Source organism: Mesorhizobium sp. J8, assembly GCF_016591715.1.
In the GTDB taxonomy this organism is placed as follows: domain Bacteria; phylum Pseudomonadota; class Alphaproteobacteria; order Rhizobiales; family Rhizobiaceae; genus Mesorhizobium.
This window is the reverse complement of record NZ_AP024109.1, coordinates 1,118,690-1,131,967: the sequence shown is the minus strand read 5'-3', so window position 1 is coordinate 1,131,967 and position 13,278 is coordinate 1,118,690. Positions and strand designations below refer to the sequence as shown.

Genomic DNA, 13,278 nt, shown 5'->3' with positions numbered 1-13,278 from the left:
CGCCTGGGGAGGATTGAGGAATGGCGATCACCGGGCTAGGACCGCATGGCGAACGAGCGGTTCCCGCCGATCAGGTCGGGCTGTCGGGCGCCGATGCCGATGCCGCGCGCAAACGCAAGTTTTCAGTGGCCGTCGTACTTCACACCACGATGAGCGACTGGGCCAAGGAGGAGCTCGCCGGCATTGTCGCCACGCTTGGCCGCTACGGCGCGGCGGTCGTCGAAGTCATCGACTGCGCCTTCGACGTCGAAAGGCAGGTCGCCGGACTGCAACGGCTCGCCACCGAACCGGTGGACGCCGTCATTTCCATCCCGATCGGCAGCGCCAGGGCGGCCGATGCGCATCGCGCGATCGCGGCGGCGGGAAAGAAGCTCCTGCTGCTCGACAATGCGCCGACCGGCATGCTGCCGGGCAAGGATTACGTGAGCGTCATTTCCACCGACAATTTCGGCCTCGGACAGATTGGAGCGGAACTGCTCGCGGCGCACGTGGCCCCAAGGGGCACGGTTGGCGTTCTTGCCTATGGGGTGGATTTCTTTGCCACGCACGAGCGCGAGATCGCTTTCCGCAAGTGGATGGCCACCCATCGGCCGGACCTGTCCCTGGTGCGCGGCAAGTTTGCCGATGTGACGCAGGCCAGGGCAGCGACCGCCGGCCTGCTGCAGGGAAATCCAGATCTGGCCGGCCTGTTCGCTGTTTGGGACGTGCCGGCGGCTGGCGCCATCGCCGCGATCCGCGATGCGGGAAAGACGATCCCGATCACCACCGTCGACCTTGGCAATGACGTGGCGGCGGACCTTGCCGCCGGCGGCCTCATCAAGGGCATCGCCGCGCAGTTGCCCTACGACCAGGGCGTCGCGGTCGGCATCGCGACGATCCTCGGTCTTCTCGAGCGGCAACCGCCACCCTGGATCGCCCTGCCTGGACTTGGTGTTACGGCCAGCAATGTGGTGGAGGCCTATCAGGTCGTCTGGCGCGCACCGGCCCCTGCCGCCCTGCTCAGGGCCCGCAAGCCGCGAAGGAACATGCCTTGACGGCAAGAGGCGAGCACTAGCTCGCGGCGATGGTCTCGCTTTGACCATTGCGTTCCAGAACGATCTCGATTACGTTATTGAACGATCGTTCAACAGTGTATTCGAGACGCCGCGATGCCGTGCAACCCTCGTTACGAAATCCTGTTCGAGCCGGTAAGAATAGGGCCCGTCACCGCGCCGAACCGCTTCTATCAGGTGCCGCATGCAAGCGGGATGACCAACGCGTTGCCGCGCGTCCGCGCGGCGTTCCGCGAAGCCAAGGCGGAAGGCGGATGGGGCGTGATCTGCACGGGGGCCTGCTCGATCGATCCGACTTCGGACGACGCGCCGCTGCCTTTCGCGACGCTATGGGACCACAACGACATCCGCGCTCACGCGCTGATGACGGAGGCCGTGCACCGCCATGGATCGCTTGCCGGCGTGGAGCTATGGCATGGCGGCGCGTCGGTGATGAACAGGACGAGCCGCCTGCCGCCGCTGTCGCCGTCCGGCATTCCGTGGATGGCCACGCATGTCGGCTTCATGGGCAATCTGCGGCCGAAGACGATGGACAAGGCCGATATCAAGGAGGTGCTGAGATGCCAGGCCGAAGCGGCATGCAGGGCGCGCACGGCCGGCTTCGATGTCGTCTATGTTTATGCCGGGATGGGCTATCTCGGCTACGAGTTCCTGCTGCCGGAATACAATCATCGCGTCGATGAATATGGCGGCTCGATCGGGAACCGTGTCCGCTTCGTGCGCGAGATGATCGAGGTGACGAAGGATGCGGTGGGCAAGGATTGCGGTGTCGCGCTTCGTGTGAGCCTCGAGGAACTGCGCGGCCGGCCGGGGCGCAACCAGCCCTCGGAGGCGCATGAGCTGATCGAACTTCTGGCCGACCTGCCCGACCTGTTCGACGTGAAGATGGACTCAAGCCCGACGGATTGCTCGGCGTCGCGCTTCACCGGCGAAGGCAGCCACGAGCCGGTGATCGATTTCGTCAAGTCGCTGACGAAGAAGCCCGTGGTCGGCGTTGGGCGCTTCACCTCGCCGGACACGATGGTGTCGCAGATCCGACGCGGTGTGCTCGACTTCATCGGGGGCGCGCGACCCTCGATCGCCGATCCTTTCCTGCCAGCCAAGATTCGCGAGGGCCGCGAGGCCGAGATCCGCGAATGCATCGGCTGCAACATCTGCATTTCGAGCTGGCATGACGGCGTGCCGGTGCGTTGCACCCAGAATCCGACCGCCGGCGAAGAATGGCGGCGCGGCTGGCACCCCGAGCGCGCCGGACGCGCCGACAGACCCGAACGCATCCTCGTCGTCGGCGGCGGACCGGCCGGGCTCGAATGCGCCATGACCCTCGGCCGCCGCGGCCATGAGGTGGTGCTTGCCGACGCCGGCCGCAGCTTCGGCGGACGGCTGAGCTTCGAGAAGACATTGCCAGGATTGTCGGCCTGGAACCGTGTCGTCGAGTACCGCCTCGGCCGCATCAGCGAGATGAACAATGTCTCGCTCTATCCCGAGAGCACGCTCGGCGCCGACGAGATCATCGACCTGGCGCCGGAGCGCGTGGTGCTGGCGACCGGCGCGCGCTGGACGAACATGCTCTATTCCTCGATGGAGATCCCCGTCGGCCGGCTCGACCATGCGTGCGTGCTCACGCCCGACGACATCGCCGCCGGCAAGCTCCCCGAAGGGCCGACGCTGGTCTTCGATTTCGACAATTACTACATGGGCGGCATCCTCACCGAGCATCTGGCCGCCCAAGGCATCGCGGTCAGCTATGCGACACCGTCCGGCCAAGCGTCGGCATGGACCATCATGACCAACGAACTGCCGCTGGTGCACCGGGCGCTGGCACGCCGCAACGTACCGGTGACGACGCTGCATCTGCTGAAATCCTTCGATGGCGAGACGGCGACGCTGGCGCATCTGTTCACCGGCGAAGAGACCCGCATGGCGTGCCGCTCGGTGCTGATCGTCGGGCTGCGATTGCCGCGAAACGAGTTGTTCGAAGCGCTGACCGAACGGGCGGACGCGCTAGCGGCGGCGGGCACCCAGAGCGTCGATCGCATCGGCGACACGTTGGCGCCCGGCGCCATTGCCCATGCGGTGCATAGCGGCCACAAGCTGGCGCGCGAGATCGGCGCGGGGCTTCGCTGGCGGCCTTACCGCCGCGACACGCCGATCGTCGATGCGGCAGCGGATTTCGAGATGCGAACGGCAGCCGAATAGATCAATACAGAAAAGGCGTGAAGCGGTTTTCCGTTCGGAGTTGCGTCAGACAGGGAGGTCCAGAAAGCCATGGAGCGTATCGCCGCACGTCGCAGGCCCGGCCGCCCGCAGCGCGAGATCGGCGGCATCGCGCAGCGACCGTGGAAGCAGCTGACGCGGCCCTACGCGCCGATCGAAGTCCTGTCGGCCGACCAGGTGCAGGCAATCCATGAGATGGGACTCACTATCCTGGAGGAGATCGGCATGCGCGTGCTGCAGCCGCGGGCGCGCCAGCTCTACCGTGCCGCGGGCTGCACCGTCGACGAAGGCGAGATGCGCGTGCGCTTCGATCGCGCCATAGTGATGGAGCGCGTCGCCATGGCGCCGCCATCATTCGAACTGCGCGCCCGCAACCCTGAGAAGAACGTCAAGGTCGGCGGGCGGCACTGCATCCTGTCGTCGGTCGGCGGGCCGGCCTATGTCATGGACAATGACCGCGGCCGCCGTCCCGGCACCTATGCCGAGATGCGCGACTATCTGAAGCTCATCCAGTCGTTCAACGTGCTGCATCAGGAAGGCGGGGGGCCGTTCGAGCCGCTCGACCTGCACCAGAACACCCGCCACCTCGACCTCTACTATGCCGAGATCACCTTGCTCGACAAAAACTGGCAGCCGCAGGCGCTGGGTCATGGCCGCGCCATCGACGCGCTGGAAATGGTGGCGATTTCGCTCGGCACGACGCGCGAAAACCTGGCGCAGGAGATGCCGGTGTTCACCGGGATTATCAACACCAACTCACCGCTGCAGCTCGACGAGCCGATGGCCGAAGGGCTGATCGCGCTGGCTGAGCACGGTCAGGTCAACGTCGTCACGCCGTTCACGCTGGCCGGAGCAATGAGCCCGGTGACGCTTGCCGGCGCGCTGTCGCAGCAGCATGCCGAGGCGCTGGCCGGCATCGTGCTGGCGCAGATCGTTCGACCGGGCGTTCCGGTGATGTATGGCGGCTTCACCTCTAATGTCGACATGAAAACCGGAGCGCCCGCCTTCGGTACGCCGGAATACACGCAAGCCGCGCAGATCACCGGGCAGCTCTGCCGGCTGATCGGCGTGCCGTTCCGCTCCAGCAACGTCACCGCCGCCAATGCGGTCGACGCGCAGGCCGCCTATGAGAGTGCGATGTCCTTGTGGGGCTGCCTGATGGGCGGCGCCAATCTGGTTCTGCACGCGGCCGGCTGGCTCGGCGGCGGGCTGACCGCGTCGTTCGAGAAACTGGTGATCGATGCCGAGATGCTGCAGATGATGTCGGCCTATTTCGATCCGCCCGTCGTCGACATCGACACGCTGGCGCTGGACGCGGTGCGAGAGGTCGGCCCGGCCGGGCATTTCTTCGGTGCCGCGCATACCATGCAGCGCTACGAGCGCGCCTTCTATTCGCCGCTGGTGTCCAACTGGGACAATTACGACACCTGGATGGAACGCGGCCAGATCACCGCGCGGGAACGGGCCAACGTGATCTGGAAGCGCATGGTCGCCGAATATGAGCAGCCGCCAATCGACCCCGGTATCGACGAGGCGTTGCGCGACTATATGGAGCGCCGCAAGCGCGAGGGAGGCTCGCCATTGAACTGAGTCAGGCGTCCCGCAAGGGCCCGACCTGCGCCTCGAGCATCTCGAAGCCGGCGGCCTCGGCCGCCTGCGGCGTCACCACGCTTTCGTCGAGACACCATTCGAGCCAGAGCCCGTCGACCAGCGCGATGAAATTGCGCGCCAGCGCGGGCGCATCGACCTGTCTGTCGCGCTTGACCGCAACCGCAGCGATATCCTCGGCAAGTTCCGCGCGGTAGGCGTCGTAGAGCTCGCGATGCGCCGCCTTGAGTCGCGGGTTGACGGCGATCTCACCCCACAGGGACAGCCAGATCAGCAGGTTCTCGCGGCTGAAATATTCCGGCGCGAAGTTGGACCGCACCAGGGCGGCCAGCGCGGCCTCGGGCGGCCAGCCGAACGCCTCGGCGCGGCGGCGCTTGGCTTCGTCGATCTGGTTGTTGACGCTGGCGTAGAGCGAGGATTTGTAGACCTCGACCAGAAGCCCATCGAGGCTTTCGAAGTGATGGTTGATCAGACCGCGCGAGACGCCGGCCTCCTTGCAGATGCGATCTATGGTGAAGGCGCCGATGCCGCCGACGGACAGGCACCGCGTCGCCGCCTCGATCAGCATGGAGCGGCGCACGTCGGCCTGTTCGCGGCTGAAGCGCGGCGCCTTCTTCGCGCCGCGCTTCGTTTTTGCGGCTTCCGGTTGGGCTTGCGTCATGCAACCCAGCTAATCGATTGCGCCGATCCTGTCCATCAAGCGTTCACGCCGTCTTCTTGAACAGCACAGGATTGGGGTGGCCGTCCGGATAGATGACGGGTTCGAACGCGGTCTTATGGATGGCGACCAGCGGCTGGTGACAGATGAAGACGAACCCACCCGACTGTTCCATCAGATCCTCCATGCGGTTGGACAATGCGATGCGCTTGGCCTCGTCGCTTTCGGCAACCAGTTGCTGATAGCTGGTCTCGAATTCGGGACTGTCGAAGCCGGACCAGTTGTAGGCGCCGATCTGGTCGGGGCGGAACCAGACCAGGTTCTCGGACGGATCGACGCCGCCGGCGAAATCCATCAGCGCCAGGTCGATGTTCTTGTAGCCGTCGCCTTGCGTCTTGTCGCCGACGCCCCAGAAAGCGGCTTCGTCGTAAGGCTGGATCTCGACCTTGATGCCGGCCTGCTCGAGGCTTGCCTGGATGATCTGCGCGGTCGCGGTGCGGATGGAATCGTTCATCACCGTCAACGTCAACGACAAGTCGCTGACGCCTGCCTCGGTGAGCAACGCGGCGGACTTCTCATAATCAGGCGCCGCGATCAGATTGCTTGGGCGCGCGAATTTCGTGCCGGGCTGGACGACACCGGTGGAGCGCTTGGTGAGGTCGTCATAGACGCCGGTGAGTATCTGCCCGACATCGACGCCATACTGCACGGCTTGCCGCACCTTCAGATCCTTGAGGCGCGGGCTCAGCATGTTGATCGTCAGCCAGACATAGCGGGTCGACTGCGCCTCGATCAGGCTGGTGTTGGCGGGCGGTTTGGCCTTGACAGCCTTGGTCGCCGAAATGGCGATCTTGGTGTAGTCGAAGGCATCGGCCTCGTAGGCCAGTTGCGCCGCCTGATCGTCGGCGACGACATAGATCTCGACCTTGCCGAAATCGGGCTTCGGTCCCGGCCAGTCCGGATTGGCGGTCAGCGTCACCTTCTGCTTCTGCTGCCAGTCCGAGAAGAGATAAGGACCGCAGGTCGCCGGGGGCTCGGTGGTGAATTTGCCGCCCGCCTTCTCGGTGCCGGCCCGGCTGATGATGTGGCCACCATAGTAAGGCAGGCTGGTGACGAAGATCGGCTGGTAAGGATCCTTGAGGTGGATGATGCCGGATCCGGCGTCGACGACCTCGACACGGTCCAGCTTTTCGAACTGATAAGCCCAAGGCGACGACAGCTTCGGATCGGCTATGCGCTCGTAGGAGAATTTCACGTCTTCGGCGGTGACCGGGCCAAGGCCGTTCGACCATTTCAGCCCATCGATCAGGGTGAAGGCGATGGTCTTCGGATCCTTCAGCTCGAGTTTCTCCGCGCCCCAGAGCGACCACGGCGAACCTTGCCTGAGATCGCCGAGCCGGTTCAGCGACACATAGATGCCACGCATCATGACGTCTTCGATGCCGCCGATCATGAAGGCGGGATCAAGCGTCTGCAGGTCGCCTTCCATGCGGATGCGAAGCGTGTCGCCGGCCGCCGACCAGGCAAATCCTGGTTTCACCGTCAGGCCGGCGCCCAACACGCCGGCGACTTTCAGGAATGCACGTCTGTCCATGGTCCATTTCGTCATCTCAGTTTCCCCTTTGGTTTGCGGAAGCGCGTGAGACGGCTTTCCGTTCTTGCCCGCCGGTCTGCAGCGGGAAATGGCAGCGCACCATGCGATCGGCGCCCACCGGCCGGTAGAGCGGCGCTTCGGTCTTGCAGCGGGATTGCACGAGCGGACAGCGCGTATGGAATTCGCAGCCGGAAGGCCGGCGGAACACGCTCGGGATTTCGCCGGTAATGGCAAGATTGTGGCTGCGCCGGCGTGGATCGGGGATCGGCTCGGACCGGATCAGCGTAGCGGTGTAGGGATGCAACGGAGCGGAGAAGACCTCTTGCGTCGGTCCTGTCTCGACAAGCCGGCCGAGATACATGATGGCGAGCCGGTCGCTGACATGGCGGATCATCGCCAGATTGTGGGTGACGATCATGGTGGCGAAGCCGAGCTCGCGCTTGAGCTCGGCGATCAGGTTGAGCACATCGCCCTGCACCGAGACATCCAGCCCGGCGGTCGGCTCGTCGGCAAGCAGCAGATCCGGCTTCATCGCAAGCGCCCGCGCGACGCCGACGCGACGCGCCTGCCCGCCCGACAGTTCATGCGGAAAGCGGTCGACGAAGGAGGCCGGCAAGCCAACCAGCGCCAGCAGGGCTTTCGCGGCCGCGCGCCGGTCCGGCGTTGGCAGCCCCTGGATGACCTGCGGTTCGGTGAGCAGTGTGCCGACACGCAGGCGCGGGCTGAGCGAGGCGACCGGATCCTGGAACATCATCGCCGAGCGCCGGCGCATGGCGCGAAAGTCGGACCGGGTCGCGATCTCCCTCCCCTCGAAGACGATGCGGCCGGCGGCAGCCTGGACCAGGCCGAGGATGGTGCGGGCGAGCGTCGTCTTGCCGGAGCCGGATTCGCCGACCAGCCCAAGCGTCTCGGCCGGCATCAGCGACAGCGTGACGCCGTCGACGACATTGAAGCCCGGCAGCGGGAACGGATTGATCAGCCGGTCGAGCAAGCTGCTGCGAACGAAGCTGACCGACAGGTCCTCGACGGCAAGCAGCGGGCTCATGGCGTCACCGCATGGCAGCGGGCAGCATGGCATGCGGTGAGCTTCACCAGCGGCGGCGCGATGGTCTTGCATGGCGCGAAGGCCCTGCTACAGCGCTGCGCGTAAACGCATCCCGGTGGTGGTTGGGTCAGGCTCGGCAATGAGCCGGGAATGGTCGGCAGCCTGTCCAGCCGATCATGGAAGCGGGCGGGATCGCATGCGAGCAGCGCCTGAGTATAGGGATGGCGCGGATCGTGGAAGATCGCATCGACCTCGCCGCCCTCGACCACCTCGCCGGCATACATGACATAGACACGATCGCAGAGCTCGGCGATGACACCGAGATGATGCGAGACGACGATGATGATGCCGTTATATTCGCGTCTCAGCTCTCGCAGCAGATGGATGATCTGCGCCTCCATGGTGACGTCGAGCGCGGTCGTCGGCTCGTCGGCGATGAGCAGGCCGGGATCAGTGAGCAAGGCGGCGGCGATCGCCACGCGCTGGCGCATGCCGCCGGAAAGCTCGTGCGGGTAACTCCGCATGCGCCGTTCGGCATCGGCGATGCCGACGCGACCGAGCATGGCGGCGATGCGCGCCCGCTTTTGCGCGCGGCTGAGATCCTTGCGGTGGTGCTGGAAGTCGACGAGCTGGTCGCCGATGGTCAGCACCGGGTTGAACGCCGTCATCGGGTCCTGGCTGACCAGCGCGATCTCATCGCCGCGCAGCAGCCGCTGGCGATGCGCGTCGAGCTTTGCCAGGTCGACGCCGTCGTAACGGATCGCCCCGTCGATGCGGGCGTTGGCCGGCAACAGATTGGCCAGAGCGGTGACCAGCGTGGACTTGCCGCAGCCGCTCTCGCCGACAAGGCCGATGACCTCGCCGGGATGCGCTTCGATATCCACATGGCGAAGGGCGTGCACGCTACCCTGCGGCGTCTCATAGCAGACGCTTAGACCGCTGGCGACAAGCGAGCCGCTCATGCCGGCCTCCGCAGTTGCAGGCGCGGGTCGAGATAGTCGCGCAGGCCCTCGCCGAGAAAGGTGAAGCCGAGCGTCGCCAGCACCAGCGGCAGGCCGCCGAAGATCACCATGAACGGTGCCGAGCGGATGCTGGTATAGCCGTCATAGAGAATCGAGCCCCAGGACGGCGTCGGCGGGCGCACGCCCAGGCCGAGGAAGCTCAAGCCGGCTTCGACCATGATGACGACCGGAATGTCCATCGACAAAAGGATGATCAGCGGCCCGACGACGTTGGGCAGGAGGTGGATGAAGACGATTCGTGCCGCACTCGCGTCGAGCAGACGCTCGGCAAGGACGTAGTCGCTGTTCTTCAGCGCCAGCGTCTGGGCCCGGATCAGCCGCGCGTAGCTTGGAAACGACGTGGCGGCGATGACGATGATCAGCGTGCCGGTACCGGCGCCGAGCACGGTGATGATGGCAAGCGCGAACATGATCATCGGCAGCGAATTCATGCTGTCGAAGCTGAGCACCAGGATGGCGTCGAGCCAGCGCGGACCGTAGCCGGCGATGAGGCCGAGCAGCAGGCCGATGGCGCCGGCTATGGCCACCGAGACCATGGCGATGGTGAGCGCCGTGCGCGCGCCATAGATGACGCGCGACAAGAGATCGCGGCCGAGATGGTCGGTGCCGAACCAGTGATCCGCCGATGGCGGCTGCAGCTTGTGCACCACGTCGATCTTGACCGGCGAATAGGACGCCAGCCAGGGCGCGAAGATCGCGGTGACAAGGAATCCGGCGACCAGGATCAGCGCGACGCGGGTGGAGCGGTCGGCGAGCAATGCGCGCAGCAGCACAAGCCGTTGTCGATCGGGCGTGGATGGAGAAGCCTCAGCCACGGAAGACATCACGGACCCTCGGATCGAGCCGCGCGATGAGAAGATCGGCGGCGATGGTGATGGAGACGTAGATTGCGGTCATGATCAGCACCGTGCCCATGACGACCGGATAGTTGCGGGTGCTGACGGCGTCGGTGATCAGCTTGCCGATGCCGGGCCTGGCGAACACCGCCTCGACGAAGACGGCGCTGGACAGGATACTGCCGAGGCCGACCGCGACCAGCGAGATGGTCGGGATGATGGCGATGCGCAGCGCGTATTTGGAGACGATCTTCCACTCCGGCAGGCCGAAGGAACGCGCAGTACGGATGTGCGGCTCGCCCATCACCTCCATCATCGAGGCACGCACCATGCGGGCGATGTAGCCGATCCAGCCGAGGGCGATCGCCGCGGCCGGCATGACCAGCGCCCTGGCCTGACTGAGCACATCGCCGGCCTCGCCTGCCCCGATGGCCGGCAGCCAGCGCAGCGTGACGGCAAACAGGAGCAGCGAGTAGATGGCGACGACGAAGGACGGCACGGCGATGACGCCGACCGAGAGCACGCCGATGGCGGCATCGGCGCCCGTGCCGGGCCGCATCACCGACAGGCAACCGAGCGGCACGCCGATCAGCAGCGCCACGGCGAGCGCCGTCAGCCCCAGGACAAGCGTGTTCGGCAACGCTTCCAGGACCAGTGTGGAAACGGGCCGGTTCGACCAGACATCGTAGCCGAGATTGCCGGTCAGCGCGTTGCGGAAGAATTCGACGATCTGCCACCAGACCGGCTGGTCGAGCCCCATGCGCTCGATCAGCAGCCGCTTCAGCTCCGGCGTGGCGCGCGGACCGAGCGCCACGGTCGCGGGATCGCCCGGGACCAGGAAGACGGCCGCATACATGGCGACCATGACGAGGACGAGGATCAGGAGACCGAGACCGATGCGCTTCACTGCATATGCGAGCATGGCCTCCCCTCTCTCCTCAGGCGAAATCGCGCCTGATGCGCCGTGTCGCCGAGGCGCTGTGGACGAGCTTGCCCCGTTCCCGGGCTTCAAGACGCCAACTCAGGTCGAAATGCGTTTCATCCGCCGTCAGCTCCGTCACCGCCCTCGCTTCGGTATCGGCATCGGCGCTGGCGATCGCCCATCGATATTCGGTGACGAGCTTTGCCGAGAGGGGATAGCCGCTGCTGATGCTCATCGTGTCGCTGTTGGCGGAAGACACGGTGATGGCGCGATCGTCATAGCGCCTGCTTCCATGGTCCGAGGTCAAGGCGATGATCTGCAGGCCCGAGCCGACATCCTCGGTGACGATACGACGGTCGAAGCCTTCGTCCAGCGTCGTGGTCGGGACGGGCGGCGCGGTTTCGGCCGGTGCGAAGCGGACGTCGCGGTCGCGCGGCGACGGGGGCCGTACCGGAAGAACCAGCTTGCTTTCGCCGCTCGCGACCGACAGCAGCGAAAGTTTCGGTTGCGGCCACAGGATCGGCCAATGCTGGTTGGCCAGGGCCAACCGGACGCGGTGCCCCTTGGGTACGGCGCGGGCGAAATCGTTGAGTTTGAGCCTGACGCGGAACGGCGTTCCGACCGGACAGGGCATCGGATGCTCGTGGCTGTCGCGATGGCTGAGGTTGAGCACGCCGTAGGTCATCAGCGCCGAGGTGCCGTCGGGATAGACGTCGCAGAGACGGGCGGCAAGGTTGACATGCGGCTGGTCGACGCTGACGAGCAGATCAAGCTCGGGCGCGCCGAGCAGGGTCAGGTCATCTTCGAGCGGCAAAGTGTCGAAGCACAGCGCCAGGCCGTCCTCGCGGCGCTGATCGATGGGCATGTCGGGGCACGAGCCACCGTAGCCGCCCCAGCGGCCGCAGTCGCGGCCGGCGGTGGCGGGAGAGCATACCGACAGCGTGGCGCCAGGCGCCGGTTGGCCGCTCAGTGCGGCGGCGTTCAGATGCAGGACGCGGCGCTCGACACGTGGCGACGGCCATTGGTCCTCGGCCGCCCAACTGCCGGCATGATCCGGAAGGTAGAAAGGCCGCGGCCGCTCCTCGCCGGTGATCCAGACCCGGTAGAGCGGCTCGTCCATGATGCCTGTGTCTTCGCCGCAAAGCCAATGACGCCACCAGCGCAGCGCCTCCTGCAGATAGCCGATCAGCGGACCTGGCGCGCCGCGACAGGGATAGGCATGCGACCACGGTCCGACGATGCCGAGCTTCGGTCCCGGCAAATGTTCCAGCAAGCGCGGCACGAAGTTCGAATAGCTGTCCTCCCAACCGCAGACGGCCATGACGGCGCATTCGATCGCGGCATGATCCTCGCATACCGAACCCTGCCGCCAATAGTCGTCGCGACGCTGGTGTGCGAGCCAGATTTCCGACAGCGAGCGTGTCGCTTCCAGTCGGCCCATCCACATGGCCCGCCAGGCGTCGCCAACAATCTGCGGGTCGGGCGCCATCGCCTTCTTCACCAGCATGAAGTTCGACCACATCTCCTGCTCGGTGAGCAGAGCGCCGCCCATATAGTGGATGTCGTCGGCGTAGCGATCGTCGGTGGCGCAGTTGACGATGATGGCCTTCAGCGCCGTCGGCCGGCGCGCCGCGACCTGCAGGGCGTTGAAGCCGCCCCAGGAAACGCCGGTCATGCCGACATTGCCGTTGCACCAGGACTGCGCCGCCAGATGGGCGATGATCTCGCAGGCGTCCTCCTGCTCGCGCGGCAGATATTCATCGGCCAGATCGCCATCGGAATCGCCGGAGCCGCGGATGTCTATGCGGGCGCAGGCGATGCCGTGGCCGGCAAGCCAGGGATGGATGTCGACGTCACGGGCAACAGTGCCGTCGCGGCGCCGGTAAGGCACCATTTCGACCACCACGGGCACCTTGGCGTCAGTGCGCGGGCGCCACACTGTGGCGGCGATTCGCGTGCCGTCAGCCAGCACGATCCAATAAGGATCGACGGTTTCGACGGCAAAGGGAAACTCGGTCCGTACCACTGCGGTGCTCGTCAATGCCTTGTTGAACGTTCGTACAACAAGAGCATTCCGGACGCAATCCCGTTTGAGCCATTTGCGATCCAGGGCACAGAGAAAATTCATTCAGCTGGCCCGGCCGCACTCCAGGAATGCGATCAGGTGGCAGGTGCTCTGGCGTCTGCGATGAGGCGCAAAGCTGCCATTTGCGACCTTGGCTGCAGAGGTCGGCTTAGCGTGCGCGCAGCCGCCTGCACAAACCGTCTCGGGCTATGCCAATCTTCTCGGCAATCGCGCGACAACGGTTTGCGCAACGCACGGC

10 protein-coding genes are annotated in these 13,278 nt (G+C 65.6%); 3 read left to right on the top strand and 7 right to left on the bottom strand.

The window, feature by feature from the left end; genetic code table 11:
- Nucleotides 1-20 precede the first annotated feature (20 nt).
- The 3 genes from MJ8_RS05260 (at nt 21) to MJ8_RS05250 (ending at nt 4,859) form a co-directional block, all read left to right on the top strand.
- Nucleotides 21-1,034: a substrate-binding domain-containing protein gene (locus tag MJ8_RS05260; RefSeq protein ID WP_201413403.1), complete on the top strand. Its 1,014-nt coding sequence runs from the start codon at nt 21-23 to the stop codon at nt 1,032-1,034.
- Between the two features lie 114 nt (nt 1,035-1,148).
- Nucleotides 1,149-3,251: an FAD-dependent oxidoreductase gene (locus MJ8_RS05255; protein ID WP_201413402.1), complete on the top strand. Its 2,103-nt coding sequence runs from the start codon at nt 1,149-1,151 to the stop codon at nt 3,249-3,251.
- A 69-nt stretch (nt 3,252-3,320) separates the two neighbouring features.
- Nucleotides 3,321-4,859 carry a trimethylamine methyltransferase family protein gene (locus MJ8_RS05250; RefSeq protein WP_201413401.1) on the top strand — a complete coding sequence of 513 codons (1,539 nt, stop codon included), beginning with the start codon at nt 3,321-3,323 and terminating at the stop codon, nt 4,857-4,859.
- A 1-nt stretch (nt 4,860) separates the two neighbouring features.
- Here the strand turns inward: MJ8_RS05250 and MJ8_RS05245 are convergent, their stop codons facing one another.
- From MJ8_RS05245 to MJ8_RS05215, 7 genes are read right to left on the bottom strand one after another with little or no spacing between them, the layout of a single operon-like run.
- Complete coding sequence (locus MJ8_RS05245; protein ID WP_201413400.1) at nt 4,861-5,538, bottom strand: TetR/AcrR family transcriptional regulator; 678 nt, start codon at nt 5,536-5,538, stop codon at nt 4,861-4,863.
- 43 nt (nt 5,539-5,581) lie between these two features.
- Nucleotides 5,582-7,129: an ABC transporter substrate-binding protein gene (locus tag MJ8_RS05240; RefSeq protein ID WP_225248134.1), complete on the bottom strand. Its 1,548-nt coding sequence runs from the start codon at nt 7,127-7,129 to the stop codon at nt 5,582-5,584.
- A gap of 16 nt (nt 7,130-7,145) precedes the next feature.
- Nucleotides 7,146-8,174: an ABC transporter ATP-binding protein gene (locus MJ8_RS05235; RefSeq protein ID WP_201413398.1), complete on the bottom strand. Its 1,029-nt coding sequence runs from the start codon at nt 8,172-8,174 to the stop codon at nt 7,146-7,148.
- On the bottom strand, nt 8,171-9,136 hold the full coding sequence (locus MJ8_RS05230; protein WP_201413397.1) for an ABC transporter ATP-binding protein: 966 nt from the start codon (nt 9,134-9,136) through the stop codon (nt 8,171-8,173). The genes MJ8_RS05235 and MJ8_RS05230 overlap by 4 nt, the downstream gene beginning before the upstream one ends.
- Nucleotides 9,133-10,020, bottom strand: coding sequence for an ABC transporter permease (locus MJ8_RS05225; RefSeq protein ID WP_225248133.1), 888 nt, complete (start codon nt 10,018-10,020; stop codon nt 9,133-9,135). The genes MJ8_RS05230 and MJ8_RS05225 overlap by 4 nt, the downstream gene beginning before the upstream one ends.
- Complete coding sequence (locus tag MJ8_RS05220) at nt 10,004-10,954, bottom strand: ABC transporter permease (RefSeq protein ID WP_201413395.1); 951 nt, start codon at nt 10,952-10,954, stop codon at nt 10,004-10,006. Before MJ8_RS05220 ends, MJ8_RS05225 begins: the two co-directional genes overlap by 17 nt.
- Before the next feature lie 16 nt (nt 10,955-10,970).
- Nucleotides 10,971-12,980 carry a CocE/NonD family hydrolase gene (locus MJ8_RS05215; protein ID WP_201413394.1) on the bottom strand — a complete coding sequence of 670 codons (2,010 nt, stop codon included), beginning with the start codon at nt 12,978-12,980 and terminating at the stop codon, nt 10,971-10,973.
- Between the last annotated feature and the right edge of the window lie 298 nt (nt 12,981-13,278).

What these genes read in the sequence shown, in the direction of transcription:
- MJ8_RS05220 (WP_201413395.1), bottom strand. Translation starts at nt 10,954, where the DNA reads ATGCTCGCATATGCAGTGAAGCGCATCGGTCTCGGTCTCCTGATCCTC.
- MJ8_RS05240 (WP_225248134.1), bottom strand. Translation starts at nt 7,129, where the DNA reads ATGGACAGACGTGCATTCCTGAAAGTCGCCGGCGTGTTGGGCGCCGGC.
- MJ8_RS05245 (WP_201413400.1), bottom strand. Translation starts at nt 5,538, where the DNA reads ATGACGCAAGCCCAACCGGAAGCCGCAAAAACGAAGCGCGGCGCGAAG.
- MJ8_RS05235 (WP_201413398.1), bottom strand. Translation starts at nt 8,174, where the DNA reads ATGAGCCCGCTGCTTGCCGTCGAGGACCTGTCGGTCAGCTTCGTTCGC.
- MJ8_RS05225 (WP_225248133.1), bottom strand. Translation starts at nt 10,020, where the DNA reads ATGTCTTCCGTGGCTGAGGCTTCTCCATCCACGCCCGATCGACAACGG.
- MJ8_RS05260 (WP_201413403.1), top strand. Translation starts at nt 21, where the DNA reads ATGGCGATCACCGGGCTAGGACCGCATGGCGAACGAGCGGTTCCCGCC.
- MJ8_RS05250 (WP_201413401.1), top strand. Translation starts at nt 3,321, where the DNA reads ATGGAGCGTATCGCCGCACGTCGCAGGCCCGGCCGCCCGCAGCGCGAG.
- MJ8_RS05230 (WP_201413397.1), bottom strand. Translation starts at nt 9,136, where the DNA reads ATGAGCGGCTCGCTTGTCGCCAGCGGTCTAAGCGTCTGCTATGAGACG.
- MJ8_RS05255 (WP_201413402.1), top strand. Translation starts at nt 1,149, where the DNA reads ATGCCGTGCAACCCTCGTTACGAAATCCTGTTCGAGCCGGTAAGAATA.